At 65.9% G+C, this 18,524-nt stretch carries 17 protein-coding genes; 6 read left to right on the top strand and 11 right to left on the bottom strand.

Annotated elements, in window-relative coordinates:
* Positions 1-3: 3 nt before the first annotated feature.
* Positions 4-2,397: a 5-methyltetrahydropteroyltriglutamate--homocysteine S-methyltransferase gene (metE, locus tag C380_RS12455; protein ID WP_015014210.1), complete on the bottom strand. Its 2,394-nt coding sequence runs from the start codon at positions 2,395-2,397 to the stop codon at positions 4-6.
* A 108-nt stretch (positions 2,398-2,505) separates the two neighbouring features.
* On the opposite strand from metE, the gene C380_RS12450 reads away from it, so the two are divergent.
* Positions 2,506-3,444, top strand: a complete 939-nt coding sequence (locus C380_RS12450) for a LysR family transcriptional regulator (RefSeq protein ID WP_015014209.1) — start codon at positions 2,506-2,508, stop codon at positions 3,442-3,444.
* Position 3,445: 1 nt separating this feature from the next.
* Here C380_RS12450 and C380_RS12445 read toward each other — a convergent pair whose 3' ends face one another.
* Positions 3,446-3,853 carry a nuclear transport factor 2 family protein gene (locus tag C380_RS12445; RefSeq protein WP_015014208.1) on the bottom strand — a complete coding sequence of 136 codons (408 nt, stop codon included), beginning with the start codon at positions 3,851-3,853 and terminating at the stop codon, positions 3,446-3,448.
* A gap of 97 nt (positions 3,854-3,950) precedes the next feature.
* On the opposite strand from C380_RS12445, the gene C380_RS12440 reads away from it, so the two are divergent.
* Together C380_RS12440 and C380_RS12435 are read left to right on the top strand one after the other, a co-directional pair.
* Complete coding sequence (locus C380_RS12440) at positions 3,951-4,817, top strand: LysR family transcriptional regulator (RefSeq protein WP_015014207.1); 867 nt, start codon at positions 3,951-3,953, stop codon at positions 4,815-4,817.
* Between the two features lie 111 nt (positions 4,818-4,928).
* Entirely contained in the window at positions 4,929-6,230 is a 1,302-nt protein-coding gene (locus C380_RS12435; RefSeq protein WP_043565382.1) for a M20/M25/M40 family metallo-hydrolase, read from the top strand.
* Positions 6,231-6,295: 65 nt separating this feature from the next.
* On the opposite strand, the gene C380_RS12430 is transcribed toward C380_RS12435, so the two are convergent.
* The 4 genes from C380_RS12430 to C380_RS12415 form a co-directional block, all read right to left on the bottom strand.
* Positions 6,296-7,264, bottom strand: coding sequence for a 2-hydroxyacid dehydrogenase (locus C380_RS12430; protein ID WP_015014205.1), 969 nt, complete (start codon positions 7,262-7,264; stop codon positions 6,296-6,298).
* 65 nt (positions 7,265-7,329) lie between these two features.
* Positions 7,330-7,794 carry a nuclear transport factor 2 family protein gene (locus C380_RS12425; protein WP_015014204.1) on the bottom strand — a complete coding sequence of 155 codons (465 nt, stop codon included), beginning with the start codon at positions 7,792-7,794 and terminating at the stop codon, positions 7,330-7,332.
* Between the two features lie 158 nt (positions 7,795-7,952).
* Positions 7,953-8,864, bottom strand: a complete 912-nt coding sequence (gene kdgD, locus C380_RS12420; RefSeq protein ID WP_015014203.1) for a 5-dehydro-4-deoxyglucarate dehydratase — start codon at positions 8,862-8,864, stop codon at positions 7,953-7,955.
* Positions 8,865-8,913: 49 nt separating this feature from the next.
* A complete protein-coding gene (locus C380_RS12415; RefSeq protein WP_015014202.1) occupies positions 8,914-9,885 on the bottom strand; it encodes a tripartite tricarboxylate transporter substrate binding protein in 972 nt (323 codons plus the stop codon).
* Between the two features lie 375 nt (positions 9,886-10,260).
* Here C380_RS12415 and C380_RS12410 point away from each other — a divergent pair, with 375 nt between their 5' ends.
* Positions 10,261-11,358: a beta-propeller fold lactonase family protein gene (locus C380_RS12410; protein ID WP_015014201.1), complete on the top strand. Its 1,098-nt coding sequence runs from the start codon at positions 10,261-10,263 to the stop codon at positions 11,356-11,358.
* Between the two features lie 38 nt (positions 11,359-11,396).
* Entirely contained in the window at positions 11,397-12,389 is a 993-nt protein-coding gene (locus C380_RS12405; RefSeq protein WP_015014200.1) for a tripartite tricarboxylate transporter substrate binding protein, read from the top strand.
* A 68-nt stretch (positions 12,390-12,457) separates the two neighbouring features.
* Here the strand turns inward: C380_RS12405 and C380_RS12400 are convergent, their stop codons facing one another.
* The gene (locus tag C380_RS12400) at positions 12,458-12,757 is read right to left on the bottom strand and encodes a helix-turn-helix transcriptional regulator (protein WP_238544016.1); all 300 of its coding nucleotides are present in this window, start codon (positions 12,755-12,757) and stop codon (positions 12,458-12,460) included.
* 252 nt (positions 12,758-13,009) lie between these two features.
* On the opposite strand from C380_RS12400, the gene C380_RS12395 reads away from it, so the two are divergent.
* Positions 13,010-15,064 carry a tetratricopeptide repeat protein gene (locus tag C380_RS12395; RefSeq protein WP_015014198.1) on the top strand — a complete coding sequence of 685 codons (2,055 nt, stop codon included), beginning with the start codon at positions 13,010-13,012 and terminating at the stop codon, positions 15,062-15,064.
* Between the two features lie 33 nt (positions 15,065-15,097).
* Here the strand turns inward: C380_RS12395 and C380_RS12390 are convergent, their stop codons facing one another.
* The 4 genes from C380_RS12390 to C380_RS12375 form a co-directional block, all read right to left on the bottom strand.
* Positions 15,098-15,424, bottom strand: coding sequence for an EthD family reductase (locus C380_RS12390; protein ID WP_015014197.1), 327 nt, complete (start codon positions 15,422-15,424; stop codon positions 15,098-15,100).
* A 119-nt stretch (positions 15,425-15,543) separates the two neighbouring features.
* Positions 15,544-17,391, bottom strand: a complete 1,848-nt coding sequence (locus C380_RS12385) for an ABC transporter ATP-binding protein (RefSeq protein ID WP_015014196.1) — start codon at positions 17,389-17,391, stop codon at positions 15,544-15,546.
* A 100-nt stretch (positions 17,392-17,491) separates the two neighbouring features.
* On the bottom strand, positions 17,492-17,959 hold the full coding sequence (locus C380_RS12380) for a CopD family protein (protein ID WP_015014195.1): 468 nt from the start codon (positions 17,957-17,959) through the stop codon (positions 17,492-17,494).
* A gap of 226 nt (positions 17,960-18,185) precedes the next feature.
* The gene (locus C380_RS12375; protein WP_015014194.1) at positions 18,186-18,515 is read right to left on the bottom strand and encodes a hypothetical protein; all 330 of its coding nucleotides are present in this window, start codon (positions 18,513-18,515) and stop codon (positions 18,186-18,188) included.
* Positions 18,516-18,524 lie beyond the last annotated feature (9 nt).

Below are 18,524 nucleotides of genomic sequence, written 5' to 3'. Positions count from 1 at the left end.
CGGTCAGGCCAGAGCCGATTCTTCCAGCAACCGCTCACGCACGGCCTGCGCGGCCTGCACCATGTGGCGCAGGGCGGCTTCCGTCTCGGGCCAGCCCCGGGTCTTGAGGCCGCAGTCGGGGTTCACCCACAGGTGCTCCACGGGCACGACCTCGGCGGCTTTCTCTAGCAGCGCGGCCATCTCCTGCACGCCGGGCACGCGGGGCGAGTGGATGTCGTACACGCCGGGGCCGATCTCGTTGGGGTAGCGGAAATCACCAAACCCCTGCAGCAGCTCCATGTCCGAGCGGCTCGTTTCAATCGTGATCACATCGGCATCCATGGCCGCGATGGCGGGCAGGATGTCGTTGAACTCGCTGTAGCACATGTGGGTGTGGATCTGCGTGTCGTTGCGCACGCCGCTGGCACTGATGCGGAAGGCGCGGGTGGCGCGGTCGAGGTAGCTCTTCCACCCCGCGCGGCGCAGCGGCAGCCCCTCGCGGATGGCGGGCTCGTCGATCTGGATGATGGCGATGCCTGCGGCCTCCAGGTCGCACACCTCGTCGCGGATGGCCCAGGCGATCTGGTCGGCCGTGGTGGCGCGAGGCTGGTCGTCGCGCACAAAGCTCCATTGCAGGATGGTGATGGGGCCGGTGAGCATGCCCTTCATGGGCTTGGTGGTCAGGCTCTGCGCGTATTGCGTCCAGGCCACCGTCATGGGCGTGGGGCGGGCCACATCGCCGTAGATGATGGGCGGTTTCACGCAGCGCGAGCCATAGCTTTGCACCCAGCCGTTGGCGGTGAAGGCAAAGCCGTCAAGCTGCTCGCCAAAGTACTCGACCATGTCATTGCGCTCGGCCTCGCCGTGCACCAGGACGTCAATGCCCAGCGCTTCCTGCTTGCGCACGGCCAATTCGATTTCGGCTTCCATCTTTTGTTGGTAGTGGGCTGCATCGAGCGCACCGCGCTTGAAGGCGGCGCGCGCGGCGCGGATCTCTGCCGTCTGCGGAAACGAGCCGATGGTCGTGGTGGGCAGCAGCGGTAGCTTGAGCCGCGCGCGCTGGGCCTTTTGCCGCGCAGGGAAGGCGCTGGCACGCTGGTCGGCGCCCGGTGCGGCAGCGGCAATGCGTGCGGCCACGGTGGCGCGGTGCACGCGCGGGCTGGCGCGGCGGGCGGCCAGGGCGGTGCGGGCGGCTTGCAGTTCGTCGTCCACGGCCGCCTCGCCTTGCGACAAGGCGATGGACAGCACGCGCAGTTCATCCAGCTTTTCCACCGCAAACGCCAGCCAGGACTTCACCTCGGCATCGAGTTGCTTTTCGGCCTGTAGACTGAACGGCACATGCAGCAGCGAGCACGATGGCGCGAGCCACAGCTCGCCCTGGTGTTTGTCAGCCAAGGGGCGCAGCTTTTTCAGCGCCGCATCCAGGTCGGTGCGCCAGATGTTGCGGCCGTCCACAATGCCCACCGACAGCACCTTGTGCGAGGGCAGCCAGTCGGCCACGCCCACCAGCTCGTCGGGCGCACGCACGGCATCCACATGCAGGCCGGCCACGGGCAGCTGGCAGGCCAGGCGCAGGTTTTCGGCCAGGGGCGAGAAGTAGGTGGCCAGCAGCAGCTTGGGCGCGCTGCGGGCCGGTTGCCAGTAGCTGGGCTCAAACGCATGGCGCCAGGCGTCGGGCAGGTCCAGGCCCAGGATGGGTTCGTCGATCTGCACCCATTCCACGCCCTGGGCCTTCAGGCGCACCAGCACGGCTTCGTACACGGGCAGCAGTTGCTCCAGCAGGCTGAACCGGTCAAAACCTGCCGCCTTGGATTTGCCCAGCCACAAAAAGCTCAGCGGCCCCAGCAGCACGGCCTTGACGCGGTGGCCCAGCGCCTGGGCCTCGGCCACCTCGGCAAACAGGCGCTCACTGGCCAGGTGGAACTGGGTGTGGGCGCTGAACTCGGGTACGAGGTAGTGGTAGTTGGTGTCGAACCACTTGGTCATCTCCAGTGCGGGCTGGCCTGCGGTGTGGTGCGTAGCCTGGCAACCGGCGCTGCAACCCTGGTGGTCGTCGGCGGCCTTGGCCGATATGCCCCGCGCCATTGCAAAGTAGCGGGCCAGCTCGGGCGTGTGGGCATCAAAGCCAAAGCGCGCAGGCTCGCAGCCCAGCAGCTGAATGTGGTTGGCCACATGGTCGTACAGCGCAAAGTCGCCCACGTTCACAAATCCCAGGCCCGCATCGGCCTGCGCCTGCCAGTGTTGCTGGCGCAGTTGGGCGGCGGTGGCCTGCAGCTCGGCCTCGGTGCTGTCGCCGCGCCAGAAGGATTCGAGCGCGAATTTCAGCGCGCGCTGCGCCCCCATGCGCGGAAAGCCCAGGGTGTGCGTGAGAACGGGGCGGCGGGTGGCGGCGGTTACCGAAACTGCTGCGAGCGACATGGTGATTTCCTTCTTCTGAATGGAGCAATGCAATGAAGGCACCGATGGTCGCGCGGGCTCGTTTATTATTCAAACGAAAGTTTTAGTCGATCAACTTGAAAATTAATAATGAATCAGTCGATTCTGGAAGTGCGCCACCTGCGCACGCTGGTCGCCCTGCGCGACAGCGGCAGCCTGGTGCGGGCCGCGCAGTTGCTCAACCTCACGCAGTCGGCGCTGTCGCACCAGATCAAGCTGCTGGAAGAGCGCTACGGCCAGCCGCTGTTTGAGCGCAAATCGGTGCCACCGCAGTTCACCGCCGTGGGCGAACGCCTGCTGGCGCTGGCCGACGCCGTGCTGCCGCAGGTGGAAGGGGCCGAGCGCGACATCGCCCGCCTGGTGCTGGGGCAGGGCGGGCAGATGCGCATTGCGGTGGAATGCCACACCTGCTTTGACTGGCTGATGCCCGCCATGGACGCCTTCCGCACCCGCTGGCCCGAGGTGGAGTTGGACATCGTGAGCGGCTTCCATGCCGACCCCGTGGGCCTGCTGCACCAGGGCCGGGCCGATGTGGCCATCGTGTCAGAGGTGGATGCCGACGAGGCGGGCGTGGACTACCACGCGCTGTTTGGCTTCGAGATCCGCGCGCTGCTGGCCAACACGCACCCGCTGGCGGCCAAACCACACCTGGTGGCGCAGGACTTCGCCGACCAGACCATCATCACCTACCCCGTGCCCGACGAAATGCTGGACCTTATCCGCCAGGTGCTGGAGCCCGCCGGTGTACGCCCCCCGCGCCGCACCACCGAGCTGACAGTGGCCATGCTGCAGCTGGTGGCCAGCGGGCGCGGCGTGGCGGCGCTGCCGCTGTGGGCGGTGCAGAGTTACCTGGACCGGGGGTATGTGACGGCGCGGCCCATCGCGGCAGGGCTTGGTGACAAAGGTCTGCGCGGCGAGCTGCACGCCGCCTGCCTGCCCAGCCTGTCGGCCAAGCCGTACCTGCAGGACTTTGTGCAGGTGACGCGGGAGACGAGTTTTGTGACGCTCAAGGGCGTAGAACTTTTGTAGCCTAGTCCCGTGCGTACTTGTCGCCCACCTCTTCGCGCAGCGGGTGGGTGTCGTAGACGATGTTCATGTCGCGGATGCGGGTGCTGCCCGCGTCGAACGTGAACACATCCACGCAGGTGAAGGTTACCTCGCGGCCATCGTTCAAGGTCCAGTCGTAGCGGAAGTAGGCCGCCACGCGCACCGACCCGTTCTGGCTCGGTTGTGCAGAGGCAAACAAATCCAGCACCGTGATCACGCTGCCGCTGGAGGCCTGGGCGAGCTTTTGGAAAAAGTCGCTCGCACGCATGGTGCCCAGAAAGGGCGAATGCACCACGCCATCGTCTTCAAAGCAGGCGATCAGCCCCTCGGTATGGCTGGCGTGCAGGTGGGCGAGGTAGGTGCGGACGGTGTTGATGGGGGTAGGGCTCATACGCGGCGTTGCAAAGGTCGTGGAGTGGAGTGCGTAGCTTCGCCAAGTCCGCGCCGTGCGACAAGAGACAATGGAGGCTTATACATAAAAGGTGTTTATGTATCTGCGCTATCTGCAATACCTCCATGCGATCGTCGAAAAAGGCTCGTTTGCCTTGGCGGCAAATGCCTGCGGCGTGTCGCAGCCCGCGATCAGCCATGGCATGAAAGCACTGCAAGCCCACTTTACACAGCCCTTGCTGGTGCGTGAAGGGCGCCGCTATGTGGCCACCGACCTCGCCCGTGCCGTGGCCGCGCAGGCACTGCCGCTGGCACAGGGGGTGGAGGCGCTGCCCCGCGCTTCGGTGGCTACGCCAGACCGGCATAAGCTGCGGGTGGGGCTCACGTCTTCAGCAGCGCTGGTCTGCGGCCCGCTGCTGTATGCCAGCTGGTGTTTGCCCAACGCCCGGCGCTCCCTGGAGATGGCGACGGCCGATGAGGGCAGCCTGCTGGAAGGCCTGCTGCAGCGGCGCTTTGATGCGGTCATCGCCCCCAAGCCGCGCAAGTTTGCGCACCCCGACGTGGTGGAGCGGCCCCTGTACGAGCTGCATCCCCAGGTCTATGCGCGCAAAGGCCACCCTCTGGCCCGGGCCCAGTCGCTGGTGCAACTGCAGGGTGCTGCGTGGGCCTGTGTGGGGTCCAGCGTCAGCGGGCCGGTGGATGTGTTGACGGAAGCGCACCGCGTGCGCCGCATGCCCGCCCCCAAGATGTCCGTGCGCTGCCCCGACTTTGCCAGCCTGCTGCACCTGGTGGCGCAGTCCGATCTGCTGGCTGTTGTGCCGCACCCCGCGCTGCTGGGCGGCGCGTCTGCGCTCGTGGCTCCGCTGCGGCTGGCGGAATCGCTGCCGCTGTATGGCATGTGGCTGTTTGAACCCAGGGGCCGCAAGTCACGGCTGTGCCCCGAGGTGTTTGCGCCAGTGGGCTGAGGCTGACACTGCAAGCGCTGACTGGAATATTGCAAGAAAGCGGTGTGTTTGAAATCAGTGTTGCAAGACTCCATAATGACCTTCCTCATCCCTTCACCGAGCCTTTGCACCATGCACCACTCGCTGTGCCGTCCGCAATCAGTCCCTTCTTTTGTCCGCCCATTGATAGCCTCGCTGGCGCTGGCGTTTGCCGCCGCAGTGGCCCAGGCTGCGCCCGTGGCCGAAGTCCATGCGCTGGCCCAGAAGGAGCAGCAACCCCTGCTCGACACCCTGCGTGACCTGGTGCACATCGAGTCAGGCAGCAAGGACATCGAGGGCCTGAACCAGATCGCGGAGCGCATTGCTGGCCAGCTCAAGCAACTGGGCGGCACGGTGGACGTGCTCCAGACCAGCGATATCTATCGCCTGGACGACACCCCGGAGAAGGTGGGCCCCGCTGTACAGGCCGTGTTCAAAGGCACGGGCAGCAAGAGGATCATGCTCATCGCGCACATGGACACCGTGTACCTGAAGGGCATGCTCAAAGGCCAGCCGTTTCGCATCGATGGCGACAAGGCCTATGGCCTGGGCATCTCGGACGACAAGCAGGGCATCGCGCTCATCATCCACACCGTGGCCCTGCTGCAAAAGCTCAATTTCAAGGACTACGGCACGCTCACCGTGCTGATCAATGGCGACGAGGAAATCAGCTCGCCCGGCTGGCGCAGCACCATCACCCGCGTGGCGGCTGAGCAGGACGTAGTGCTCTCCTTCGAAGGTGGCGGCACCGACGGCACGCTGCGTCTGGCCACCAGCGGCATTGGAGCGGCCTACCTCACGGTGCAGGGAAAAGCGTCGCACGCCGGGGCCAAACCCGAAGACGGCGTGAATGCACTCTACGAACTGTCGCACCAGCTGCTGCAGATGAAGGACTTGTCCAAGACCGACGAAGGCCTCAAGCTGAACTGGACGGTGTCGAAGGCGGGCACCAACCGCAACGTGATCCCGGCCGAGGCCACCGCCCAGGCCGATGCGCGTGCGCTTCGTGTGGCGGACTTTGACGGGCTGGAGAAGAGCCTGCAAGAGAAGGTCAAGAGCAAACTGCTGCCTGCCTCCAAGGTGGATGTGAAGTTTGAAGTGCGCCGCCCGCCGCTGGAGGCCAGCGACGCATCCCGCCGCGTGGCGGGCTACGGCAAGGTCATCTACCAGGAGCTGGGCATGTCGCTCAACGTGGTGGAGAAAGCCACGGGCGGCGGCACCGATGCAGCGTTTGCCGCGCTCAAGACCAAGGGCGCGGTGGTGGAGGGCATGGGCCTGTCGGGCTACGGCGCGCACTCCAACGATGCGGAGTACGTGCAGATCAACACCATCGTGCCGCGCCTGTACCTGGCCACGCGCATGATCATGGACATCTCGCGCGACCGCGTGAAGTGACGCGCTGAGCCGCTCCACACCCTCCCTGTGAGGGCAGCTGCGTCACGCAGGGCGCCGTGGCGGGCTCAAGCGCCCGGCGTGCCCGGCACCGGCGTCCGCACGGCGCCCGTCGCAAAGAAGGATGCCAGGTTCTCCAGCACCAGGTCTCCCATGGCGCGGCGGGTTTCGTGGGTGGCGCTGGCGGTGTGCGGGGTCAGCACCACGTTGTCCAGCGCCATCAGCGCGGCGGGCACGCTGGGTTCGTTCTCAAACACGTCCAGCCCGGCGCCGGCAATGCGGCGCTCGGTCAGCGCATCGATCAGTGCCGCCTCGTCCACCACACTGCCACGCGCCACATTGATGAGAAATCCGTTGGGGCCCAACGCCTCCAGCACATCGCTGTTGACGAGGTGGCGCGTTGCAGTGCCGCCTGCAACGGTGAGGACGAGGTAGTCGGCCCATTGCGCCAGCGCGTTCACCGACTCGAAGTAGGGCAGTGCGCAACCCTGCGCCGGACGGCGGTTGTGGTAGCCCAGCTCCATGCGAAAGCCCGCCGCGCGTTCGGCCACCGCTTGGCCGATGCGGCCCATGCCCACAATGCCCAGGCGCTTGCCCGACACGCGGGTACCCAGCGCATACCGGGCCTTCGGCCATTCCCCGCGGCGCACAAAACGGTCGCTGGCGGCCACGTGGCGTGACACATCCAGCATCAGCGCAAACGCCATGTCGGCCACGCAGTCGTTGAGCACGCCGGGTGTGTAGCCCACCTGCACGCCGCGCGCCGTGGCTGCATCGATGTCCAGCGCATCAAAACCCACGCCAAAACTGCTGATGACCCGAAGGTGGGGCAGGGCTGCGATGACTTCGCCCTTGAGGCCAATGGCTGCGGTGGTCACCACCCCCGTGAACTCCGCACCGCGCGCCGCCAGAAAAGCCGCTGGATCGGGCTGGTCTGCCAGGCAGGTGACGTCGTACCGGGCCGCCATTTCGGCCTCCAGTGCGGGAAGGGGCATGCGGCCGATTTGCAGGATGCGGTGGCGGGTGGCTGTGGTCATGGTTTTGTGGGGCGGCGGTGTCAGAAATACGAAGGGCGGCACACGGCCGCCCCAATGTGTTTACATCAAGCCGCGACGCGCACGGCCTGGCGGGCCAGCAGCTTCCACTGGCCGCCTTGCAGTTGCCACACGCCCAGGATCTTGATCTGCACCTTGCCGGGCTTGCCCGAGTCGTTGGTGTCGGCCGTGAGGGTGTGGCGCACGATGGCGGTGTTGCCCACGACCTTGATGGTCTGGTCGGTGATGGCAATGGTCACGAAGTCGGACTTGCCGGCGATCAGGTCGCCGATGAAGCTGTCCTTGGTGTCCACGCGGCCGCCGGAGTGGCCGTAGCTCAGGTCGTCGGCCACCAAGGCCGTCAGCGCCGCAGGCGTGGGGTCGATCATGGCCACGCGCAGCTTTTCTGCGGCGGCTGCCACGGCTTGTTCGGCCGACGCCGAGGAGCCGGTGGCTGCCGCACCGGTGGCGCAACCTGCGAGCGAGGCAAGGGTGACGGCGGCGGCTGCGGCCAGAATGATTTGCTTGAACATCTTGTCTGTCTCCGTTGTTGTGTTGATAGTTGTGGAATGGGCGTGCCAGGACTGCCCCCGGACCTGTGCACGGCCGGGCCTGGGGTGTTGGTTTTCACTGGGGAAAAAACGAGGGCCTGGAAAACCAGGCCCTGAACAGGCCCCGAAGCAGCCGGTTCTTACTGCGGCCCGAGCTTGTCAATCAGCGCCTTGAGCTCTTCCATCTCGCTGGGCTTGAGGTCCACCAGCGGTGCCCGCACCGGTCCACCGTCATGGCCTACGATGCGCGCCCCCGCCTTGATGATCGACACCCCATAACCCTCCACCCGGTTGCGGATGGCCAGGTACGGCATGAAGAACGACTTGAGCAGCCGGTGCTGCGTGGCCGTGTCGTCCGTCGCCACCGCCTGGTAGAACTCCATCGCCGTCTTGGGGATGAAGTTGAACACCGCCGACGAATACACCGGCGTGCCCAGCGCCTTGTAGGCCGCCGCATACACCTCGGCCGTGGGCAGGCCGCCCAGGTACGAGAAGCGGTCCCCCAGCTTCATGTAGATGGAAGACATGGTCTCGATATTGCCCACACCATCCTTGAACCCCACCAGGTTCGGACAACGCTCGGCCAGGATGGCCAGGGACTCGGCCGTGAGCTTGGTGCGGTCACGGTTGTAGACGATCACACCGAACTTCACGCTCTTGCAGACCTGCTCCACATGGGCGATCAGACCTTCCTGCCCGGCTTCGGTCAGGTAATGCGGCAGCAGCAGGATGCCGTGGGCACCCAGACGCTCGGCCTCCTGCGCGTGGGCAATGGCCGTGCGGGTGGGGCCACCGGCGCCGGCAATGATCGGCACCTTGCCCCGGCAGGTCTCCACCGCCGTCTTGATCACCTCGCTGTACTCGGGGCCCGAGAGAGAGAAGTATTCACCCGTGCCACCGGCGGCAAACAGAGCGCTGGCACCGTAAGGGGCGAGCCACTCCAGGCGCTCGATGTAGGTCTTGGGGCGGAAGTTGCCTTGCTCGTCGAAGTCGGTGATGGGGAACGAGAGCAGGCCGGAGCCCATGATGGTTTTGAGTTCTTGCGGGGTCATGATCAGTGCAGCGGGAGAGAAATGTGAATGAAACGGGTGTGCTTGGCGCTCAGTCGAGTTTGATGTTGGCGGCCTTCACCACGCTGGCCCAGCGCGCGCGTTCCTTGGCGAAGAACTGGTCCTGTTCGGTAGAGGTCATGGTCACCACTTCGGCGCCTTGGCCGGCCAGGCGCGAGCGGATCTCGGGCGCGCGGATGGCGGTGATGAGTGCCTTGTTGAGCTTTTGCACCACGGCATCGGGAGTGCCGCGTGGCAGCAGGACGCCTTGCCAGGTGCCCGACTCGTAGCCGGCCACACCTTGCTCGGCAATCGTGGGCACGTCACCGATCAGCGGCATGCGGGTGGACTTGGAAACGCCCAGCACCTTGAGCTTGCCGTTCTGCACCTGGGGCAGGGTGGCCAGCATGCCGTTCATTAGCACCTGGGTCTGGCCTGCCACGGTGTCCTGGATGGCGGTGACGCCGCCCTTGTAGGGGATGTACTGCCAACGTGCACCGCTGGCGCGCTCCAGCGCAACGCCGGCCAGGTGCGGGGCGCTACCTGTGGCCGTCACGGCAAAGTTCAGCTCGTTCTTCTTGGAGTAGGCGATCAACTCCTTGAGGTTGTTCACCGGCACCGAAGGGTGCACCACCAGCAGGTGGGGCGAGTAGGCCAGCATGGTCACACCGCGCAGGCCTTTGGACGGGTCGAACGACAGCTTGGTGTAGACCGAGGGGCTGATGGCCAGTGCACCCACATCGCACAGCAGCATGGTGTAGCCATCGGGCTCGGCCTTGGCCACAAAGTCGGCGCCCAGATTGCCATTGGCGCCGGGTTTGTTCTCGACGATCACGCTTTGCTTGAGTGACTCGGACAGCGCCTGGCTGATGGAGCGCGCAATGATGTCCGAGCTGCCGCCTGGTGGGTAGGGCACCACGATGCGCAAGGTCTTGGTGGGCCAGTCAGCGGTTTGGGCCGTGGCGGATGCCGCAGCCAGAGCGGCGGTGCAGGCCAGAAGAATTGCGCGACGTTGCAGGCTCATGGAAGGTCTCCGTGTGTTTGTGTTGTTAGTCATCGTACAACTGGGCTCGAAAAAACACAATCCCTTGCTCGTGGGTTGTGGGCATATTCAACGGAATTTCAGGGTTTGTACTGAGATTTTTGGGCTGTAAATCTTCGGGAAAGGCCAATGGACGGGCGTTTTAGTTCATGCATCACTTCGGGTAATCCCTTTCTCCATCCCTGTCTGTCCTGGGTCAGAATGCCAACCTTGTTGTATGACGACATATCACAAATGAGCAATCCCCAGCGGTTTCGCCACGCTCCAAGTGGCCTCCAGCAAGGCAGCGAAACCCCAGCAACCACGATGGCCAGCGCGCTTGACAGCCGTTGTGCGGCCACTCTCAAAGGACATTGCATGACCCTCCCATTCCGCATCCATCGCCGGGCCGCGCCCGTGGCGCTGGCCGTCGCTGCCGTGTTGGGCGCCCAGGCGGCGCAGGCCGCCACGTGGGTGTACGTGGCCAACGCAGACAGCCAGGATGTCTCGGTGCTGGAGCTGGACCGCGCCGCCGGAACGCTCAAGCCCGTAGACACCACGGCAGTGGGGGGCACCGCCATGCCCATGGCTGTCAGCCCGGACAAACGCGTGCTCTATGTGGCGCTGCGCTCGCAGCCGTTTCGGGTGGTCAGCCTGGCCATTGACCCGGCCAGCGGCAAGCTGCGCAAGCTGGGCGAGGCGCCGTTGGCCGACAGCATGGCCAATATCGACACCGACGCCACCGGGCGCTGGCTGTTCGCAGCCTCCTACCCCGGACACAAGATCACGGTCAACAGCATTGGCAAGGACGGTGTCGTGGGAGCGGTGCAGCAGCTCATCCCCACCGCCCCCAACGCGCATGCCATCCACGCGGACGCCGCCAACCGCTATGTCTTGGCGACCAGCCTGGGTGGCGACCATCTGTCGGCCTGGAAGTTCGATGCCGAGACGGGCAAGCTCACCGCCCACGAGCCCGCGCTGACCTCCGTGGCGCCCGAAAAATCCGGCCCCCGCCACTTTGTCTGGAGCCGCGACCAGCGCCACCTGTACCTGCTGGACGAGCTGGATGCTGCCCTGCATGTGATGGCCTACGACAAAGAGCGCGGCACCCTGCGCCAGCTGCAGCGCACTACCACATTGCCAGCAGGTTTTACCGGCAAGCCCTGGGCCGCCGATATTCACCTGTCGCCCGACGGCCGCACGCTGTATGCGTCGGAGCGCACCTCCAGCACGCTGAGCGCATTTCGCGTCGATGCCGCCACGGGGCAGCTGCAACCGCTGGGGCAGGAGCCCACCGAAAAGACGCCGCGCGGTTTTGCGGTGGACGCATCGGGTCGCTTCCTGATTGCCGCGGGGCAGGATTCACACCACGTCGCCCTGCACCCGATCGACGCAGCCACGGGTCTGCCCGGCGCACCCACCCGCGTTCCAGTGGGCAAGAACCCCAACTGGATCGAGATCGTCGACATGCCCTGAGATCACCCCTTTTTTCATTACCCCAAGGAGACAAACACATGCAACGCAGAACCCTGGTCCAATCCGCCGCCCTGGCAGCCGCAGGCGCGCTGATGGCGCTGCCCGCCATGGCCCAGACCACCTGGCCCACCGGCAAACCCATCAGCTACGTGGTGCCCTTTGCCGCCGGTGGCACCACCGACACCCTGGCCCGCCTGATCGGCCAGCAACTGGGCACAGCCCTGGGCACCACGGTGGTGGTGGAGAACAAGGGTGGCGCCGCAGGCAGCATCGGTTCGGAGGCGGCCGCGCGCTCGGCCCCGGACGGTTACACACTGCTGGGCGGCACCGTCAGCTCGCATGCCATCAACATCAGCCTGTACCCCAAGCTGGGCTACGACCCCATCAAGTCGTTCAGCCCCGTCACGCTGATCGGCACCAACCCGGTGGTGCTGGTGGTGTCCGCCGCCAGTCCCTACAAAACCCTGAAGGACGTGCTGACGGCCGCCAAGGGCAAGCAGGGCGGCCTGTCGTCCGCGTCGGCCGGCACGGGCAGCTCACAGCATCTGGCGGTGGAACTGCTGGCCTACAAGTCGGGCGTGAAGTTCACGCACATTCCCTACAAGGGCAGCGGCCCCGCCATCCAGGACGTGATCAGCGGCCAGGTGGACATGATGTTTGACACCACGGTGGTGGCTGCACCGCACATTCAAAGCGGCAAGCTGCGCGCCATCGCCGTCACGTCGCCCAAGCGCCTGGCCTCCATGCCCGATGTGCCCACAGTGGCAGAGTCGGGTGTGGCCGAGCTCAAGGACTTCGAGGTGCAGTCCTGGCAGGCGATTTTTGTGCCGGCGGGTACGCCCACCCCGGTGGTGAGCCGCCTGCACGACGAGATTCGCAAAATCCTCGCCCAGCCCGACATGCAGACCCGACTCAAGGGGTTTGGCATGGAGCCCGCCGACATGAGCGTGGCCCAGATCGCCACGTTCCAGAAGGCCGAAGTGGACAAGTGGGCGCAGGTCATCAAGGCGGCCAACATCAAGGTGGACTGATCGCCCGCTGACCCCTTTTGCTCCCTGTAAAGACTTGGCGGAACAGCCTTCGGGCCGTTCCGCCCTTTTTATTGCGGGCCGGGCGCAGGTGCGTTTGCAGGGGCGTCCGCCGACGGAGAGCGTGGCGCGAGTATGAGATCGGGATGCTGTCCGGTGAGCAACAAAAACATCGCAAACACCGGCCCTTGCATGTTGCGCTCGTCGGTCATGCTCTCCAGCGCCTGCCAGGTGCGCGACTGCACGCCGCCCCGGCTGCCAGTCTGCAGCGGGTAGCCCATGAGTTCGGCGGCTTGCGCCTGGCTGAGCCCGGCCGCAACGCGCGCGGCCTTGAGCTGCTCGCCATTGGGCACAGGCATGTCAAGGGCCATGGCAGAAAGGGGTGGTGTGGACATGGTTTGCTATAAAAAGAAGAGCTAATTGGGCATGAAATACCAGCGCTACAGCCCATTTTTACCCAAAAACGGGAGCGTTATCCGGGTGTGGTGCTGGCACATCACTGGACAAAACAGAGAAGTGCCTGCGATGCAGGCGAGCGGGGTGCGCTTCTAGAATTCGCTCGCAATTGACGAACGTCAACACCCACAACAAGCCGCATCCGAGCGGCATCCGAGGAGGGATTCGTGAGCTACACCATCCAGATCTGGGAAAAGCCCGCCGATTGGCCGTGGCCCACGACCAAGGCCGAGGCGGACGCGCAGTACGAGCGCGTGGAGGCAGGCCCCCAGGTGCCGATGAACCCCAAGTACGCAGCGTGGGCCCAGGCCGTCGAGCCGCGCTTTCCCGGGTTCTGGGACATCTACTTGGGCGGCCCTGACATCACCGATCCGACCTTTGGCGTGGGCATCAACACTCGCTTTCCTGACTGGGGGCCACCGTTTGACGATGGCTGGGAGCAGGCGGCCCGCCTGGGCCTGAACCTGTATGACCCGCAAAGTGGCGTGCACTACCTGGCCAACGGCGATGCCCCGGAAGAGCCCGATCTGCAGGTGCGCCACGCGGCACGGGCGCGGCAGGCAGGCGATGACGCCAGGGCCTGGGCCGAGTACCGGCGCTGGGCCGCGCGGGGCAACCCGCATGCGCTGTATGCGTTGGGCCGGGCCTTGCGATTTGGCACCATGGGACAGCGCAGGCATTTCGATCTGGCTGCTGCGCTACAGCTCATGGGCGCGCATGATGCGGAGACCCGCAAGGACGCCCAAGCCTTCTACGAGCGCTTTCCGGACAAGGCCAAGGCCCGCATCCAGGCCCTGATGGCGCGGCTGAAGACCGCCCCGGGCGAGCCACTGCTGCAGATCGTGGACGAAGAGCGCAAGGCGGTGGATGACGCCGTGGCCCGCAGCGAGCAACTGGCCTTGTACTCGCGCAAGCGCATCGAAGCGGCAGACGCACTGGAGCCCGCAGCGGCCCAGGGCCACGAGGTGGCCGCGTTTCTGCAGGCGCTGGAGACCGTGATCGGCTGGGAGCAACCGAACTTTGAGAACGCACGCTCCTGGTGCCAGCGCGCGGCGGACTGGGACCATGAACCTGCCAAACGCCTTTTGGCCGTGATGTTCGAGCGCGGCTGGGGTGGACCGGCGGATGCGCAGCAAGCCGCCAAGTGGAACGCCGCTGCGCAAGAGCAGCGGCAGCGGGTGCAGCAAAAGAAACAGGCCCAGGAGGCCTCTGAATCGCCCGGCGGCCTCAGCCTGGCGCCCATGGCTGCGGCTTCTGCGGCTGCGTCCACGTCAGGTGCCGCAGCACCCCTGGTGTGGACTGGCAACCCCCTGCGCGACCTGCCTGCTTGGTACGCCCGCGAAGGGGACCCGCACGCGGCTTTTCACCTGGGCACCAGCGACGAGCACGGCCGCTATGGCGGCCCCGTGAATCTGGCCCAGGCCCGCGCCTGGTATGCCCAGGCGGCCGAGGCGGGCCACGCCGACGCCACCTACAACCTGGGCACCTTTATCGAAAGCGGTAAGGGCGGCCCCAAGGACGCGCTGGTGGCCAAGGCGCTGTTCATGCTGGCCAACACACGGGGCACCACCATGCAGGTGGCCGACCTGCGCATCAAGCCACAGGAGCAAGGTCCCGTGCGGGCGCTGGTGATGGCGCTGCGCGAGCCGGGGCGGCTGCGCGCTGTGCTGCAAGAGCGTGGACTCGCCCCGAGTCTTCAGTCTCCTGGTGGGGCCGCCGCGCGGGTGGTGGGCGCAGCGGCAGCGGCGGGTCTGTCCGCAGGCGAGTGGGGGCGGGGCGATGGCGCCCCGCCGTCCCCAGGTACAGCCAGGCCGCCAGAGCCACAAACTCCGCGTTCGCCGGTGCCCAGCCCATCGCGCAGCCGCACAGGCCCGAGGCATCGCAGCGAAGAGGACGACGAGGGCGACGAGGGCGATGCCCATGACGATGCCCGCTATGGGCGCTCCACCTCCACGTTTGCATGGCACCTGGGCCATGCGGCACTGTGCATTGGTGTGGCCAACGGGGCATTGCTGATGGCTTTCTTCAAACCCGGAGCCAGCTTCCGCATGGGCATGCTGGTGCTGGGCCTGATCGCCGCGCTGGGCGCGTGGCGCACGGCGCGCGACTTTGACTGGTCGCCCCTGGCGCGTGCCGTGGTGGCGGTGCTGGCGGCCATCCCCTTGCTGGGCATGGGCGTGTGCCTGGGCCTGCTGTTCAAGGCCTTGCGTGAACGTGGGTAGGGGTGGGCCGCCCACCGCAAACCCACGAGTTGGTCAGGCGGTGACAGGGTGCTCCAGCACCTGCGCAAAGTACGAATCGGGCTGGATGTTGGTGTAGTTGGGAATGTCTGCCGACAGTTCGGCCATCGTCGCTTTGGCGGCCGCCTGGGCCTGCGTGAGATCGCCGAAGAACGCGTTGGTCAACGCCACGATCTGGCCCGGGCGCGGTTCGCCGGGGTAGAGAACTCGGTCGCTTTCCAGCCGCACAAGGCCCAGTGGCTGCAGCGCCGCGCGGGCGATGCGCATGTGCTCGGAGTGGTAGTAGTCGTGGTTGAAGGTGGCACCTTCACGCCAGCGGTAGACGGCGGTGACTTTGATCATCGGTGCGATTCCATCCGGTGGTTGAAACCCGCCACCGTAGGGACAACACACCCGCGGCACAGCCGCGTGCGCGACAGCGTGTCGCCCATGCGGCTGGGCGCCTGTCTGTCTCTGCGGGCTCAATCCTCTTCGGATTCGCCCAGGAACCCACCGCTCTGGTGCCCCCACAGGCGGGCATACACGCCGCCTTGGCCCAGCAGCTGGGCGTGTGTGCCTTCTTCCACAATGCGGCCCCCGTCCATCACGATGAGGCGGTCCATGGCGGCGATGGTGGACAGGCGGTGGGCGATGGCGATCACGGTCTTGCCTTTCATCAGGCCGTCCAGGCTTTGCTGGATCGCCGCTTCCACTTCAGAGTCGAGCGCGCTGGTGGCTTCGTCCAGCAGCAGGATGGGCGCGTCTTTCAGCATCACGCGTGCAATGGCCACACGCTGGCGCTGGCCGCCCGAGAGCTTCACGCCGCGCTCGCCCACATGGGCGTCATAGCCGGTGCGGCCCTGCAAGTCAGTGAGGGTGGCGATGAAGTCGGCGGCTTCGGCACGCTCGGCCGCCTGGTGCAGGTCGGCCTCGCTGGCATCGGGGCGGCCGTACAGAATGTTGTCGCGCATGGACCGGTGCAGCAGCGAGGTGTCTTGCGTGACCATGCCGATGTAGCGGCGCAGGCTGTCCTGGGTGACCTGCGCAATGTCCTGCCCGTCAATGAGGATGCGGCCGGACTGCACATCATGAAAGCGCAGCAGCAGGTTGACCAGCGTGGACTTGCCTGCGCCCGAGCGGCCAATGAGGCCAATCTTTTCGCCGGGGCGGATCGTGAGGTTGAGGCGGTCGATGACCGGGCGCGCATCTGGGCCGCTGCCGTAGGCAAAGCTCATGTCCTCAAAGCGCACCTCGCCCCGGGTCACGACCAGGGGTTTGGCATCGGGGGCATCCACCACGGTGCGTGGTCGGGTCAGCGTGTTGATGCCGTCCTGGATGGTGCCCACGCTTTCAAACAGGGTGGTCATCTCCCACATCACCCAGTGCGCGTGGCCTGATACGCGCAGCGTCATCGCGGTGACGGCCGCCACGGCACCCGCACCCACCTCGCCGGCCGACCATAGCCACAGGGCCGTGCCGCACGCGCCGAGAATCATGGCCACCACCAGCAGCTGGTTGACGATCTCGAACAGGCTCACCAGGCGCATCTGCGCATAGCCGGTCAGCTTGAACGCGTCCATGGCGGCACGCGCGAATTCGGATTCGCGCCGCGTGTGCGAGAACAGCTTGACGGTGGCAATGTTGGTGTACGCGTCGGTGATCCGCCCGGTCATCACCGAGCGCGCGTCGGCCTGCGCCTTGCCCACCTGGCCCAGGCGCGGCACAAAGTACCAGCAGGCCAGGCCATAGGCCACCATCCACGCGGCAAACGGCAGCAGCAGCCGCGCGTCAAAACCGGCCAGCAGCACGAGGATGGTGACCAGGTAGATGCCCATGCCGATCACCACGTCGGTGGTCGTAAAGATCATGTCGCGCACGGCCAGCGCGGTCTGCATGATCTTGGTGGTGATGCGGCCCGCAAACTCGTCGGCATAGAACGCCATGCTCTGTCCCAGCATCAGGCGGTGGAAGTTCCAGCGCAGGCGCAGCGGAAAGTTGATGGCCAGCACCTGGTGCTTGATGCTGGTCTGCCAGGCGACCAGCACCACCGACGCCAGCAGCAGCGTGGTGATGCCGATCAGCGCCGCTTTGCGTTCGGCCCACAGCGTGCCCGGAGACGCGGAGGTGGAGATCCAGTCCACCACCACGCCCAGCACTGCAAACAACAAGGCTTCGTATATGGCAATGGCTGCAGACAGGCCTGCCATGGCGGCCACGTAGCCCCGCAGGCCCCGGGTGCAGTCCCACACAAAGGCCAAGAAGGCCTTGGGCGGCAAGTGCGGCTCGGCAGCCGGGTAGGGGGGAAGGCGGCTTTCGAAAAAACGGAACAACGTCAAAACTCCTGGGGCCACGCGGTATGCACTACCGCGCGGGGCGGCAGCCTGCGTGCCCATCCAATCAATACGAAATGCGAGCGAGGGCCAGGTGGGGCTAGACCAGCAGGGTGACCACAACGATCACCACACCCAGCGCCAGGTTCACGCCCACCCAGCTGCGGATGCTGCCCAGGGCCTTGGCGCCGCTGGGCCAGTCTGAGGCCGCTACGGCACGCTGCAGGCGCCGGAACAGTGCAAAGCGGATATGGCCAAAGATGGCGATCATCACCACGCCCAGCGTGGCCATGATGGTCCAGTCCAGCGGCATGGAGAACACGCCGCCCGTCTGTACGGCCTGCTTGGCCGCGCGGCCGATCATCCACAGGCCGCTGCCCAGCACCAGCACCACAGCGGCAGTGACGGCCGCAAAAAAGCGCTGCAGCACGTCATGCATCAGCCGCACGCGCTGCGGCGGCTCCAGCGACTGCGCGGCGGGGCGAAAAAAGAAATGGGCGAACACCATGCCCCCCACCCACACGATGATGGACAAGACATGGACAAGCTTCAGGGCGTTGTAGAGCATGGGTGTGCGGCGCTGCGCGCCGGGTGGGATGAAGGGGCCGGGAGAGGGGCCGGAGCATCCGGCCGAAGGGGCTGCGGATGCAAGGCCGCATTGTGCGACGATCCGCTGGGGGCGACCGGCCTGCGCCCAAGAACCCCTAAGGAGCTGGTGATTAAGTCTCTGCGTTCCAGGGATGCACAGAGACAGGGGCTGATTGGGTGTTGCCCTCAGCGCCTGCACATGGCGCTCAGTGCGGGGTGTTCGCGGGGCCTTCAACTCCACGCCAAAGTGCCAGCACCAGTCTCCACAGCGGAGGCAGAAGCAGGGCTGCAGCCATAGGCACCCAGACTGCCAAATAGCACCAACCGGCGGGCCCGCTGTGGCCCACGCTTTCGATGCCCGTGGTGCGCTCCAGCCATGACCACACCGGATAGAGCAGCAGCGTCACCGCGAGCGCCACTGGCACGGCCACGGCAGTCAGGCCCAAGCGCACGGCGAGCTGCAGCATGACGGCTTTGACACCTTGGGGCTGCCCGTTGAAAGAGGCGCTGCTCGCGGGCGTGGACGGCGGCTGCACGGTTCGGTC

It is taken from the genome of Acidovorax sp. KKS102 (genome assembly GCF_000302535.1).
GTDB lineage: Bacteria > Pseudomonadota > Gammaproteobacteria > Burkholderiales > Burkholderiaceae_C > Acidovorax.
This window is presented reverse-complemented; position numbering and strand designations above follow the sequence as displayed.

Excerpts from the sequence above, each read along its gene's own strand:
- metE (WP_015014210.1), bottom strand. The coding sequence starts at position 2,397 with ATGTCGCTCGCAGCAGTTTCGGTAACCGCCGCCACCCGCCGCCCCGTT.
- C380_RS12450 (WP_015014209.1), top strand. The coding sequence starts at position 2,506 with ATGAATCAGTCGATTCTGGAAGTGCGCCACCTGCGCACGCTGGTCGCC.
- C380_RS12445 (WP_015014208.1), bottom strand. The coding sequence starts at position 3,853 with ATGAGCCCTACCCCCATCAACACCGTCCGCACCTACCTCGCCCACCTG.
- C380_RS12440 (WP_015014207.1), top strand. The coding sequence starts at position 3,951 with ATGTATCTGCGCTATCTGCAATACCTCCATGCGATCGTCGAAAAAGGC.
- C380_RS12435 (WP_043565382.1), top strand. The coding sequence starts at position 4,929 with ATGCACCACTCGCTGTGCCGTCCGCAATCAGTCCCTTCTTTTGTCCGC.
- C380_RS12430 (WP_015014205.1), bottom strand. The coding sequence starts at position 7,264 with ATGACCACAGCCACCCGCCACCGCATCCTGCAAATCGGCCGCATGCCC.
- C380_RS12425 (WP_015014204.1), bottom strand. The coding sequence starts at position 7,794 with ATGTTCAAGCAAATCATTCTGGCCGCAGCCGCCGCCGTCACCCTTGCC.
- kdgD (WP_015014203.1), bottom strand. The coding sequence starts at position 8,864 with ATGACCCCGCAAGAACTCAAAACCATCATGGGCTCCGGCCTGCTCTCG.
- C380_RS12415 (WP_015014202.1), bottom strand. The coding sequence starts at position 9,885 with ATGAGCCTGCAACGTCGCGCAATTCTTCTGGCCTGCACCGCCGCTCTG.
- C380_RS12410 (WP_015014201.1), top strand. The coding sequence starts at position 10,261 with ATGACCCTCCCATTCCGCATCCATCGCCGGGCCGCGCCCGTGGCGCTG.
- C380_RS12405 (WP_015014200.1), top strand. The coding sequence starts at position 11,397 with ATGCAACGCAGAACCCTGGTCCAATCCGCCGCCCTGGCAGCCGCAGGC.
- C380_RS12400 (WP_238544016.1), bottom strand. The coding sequence starts at position 12,757 with ATGGCCCTTGACATGCCTGTGCCCAATGGCGAGCAGCTCAAGGCCGCG.
- C380_RS12390 (WP_015014197.1), bottom strand. The coding sequence starts at position 15,424 with ATGATCAAAGTCACCGCCGTCTACCGCTGGCGTGAAGGTGCCACCTTC.
- C380_RS12380 (WP_015014195.1), bottom strand. The coding sequence starts at position 17,959 with ATGCTCTACAACGCCCTGAAGCTTGTCCATGTCTTGTCCATCATCGTG.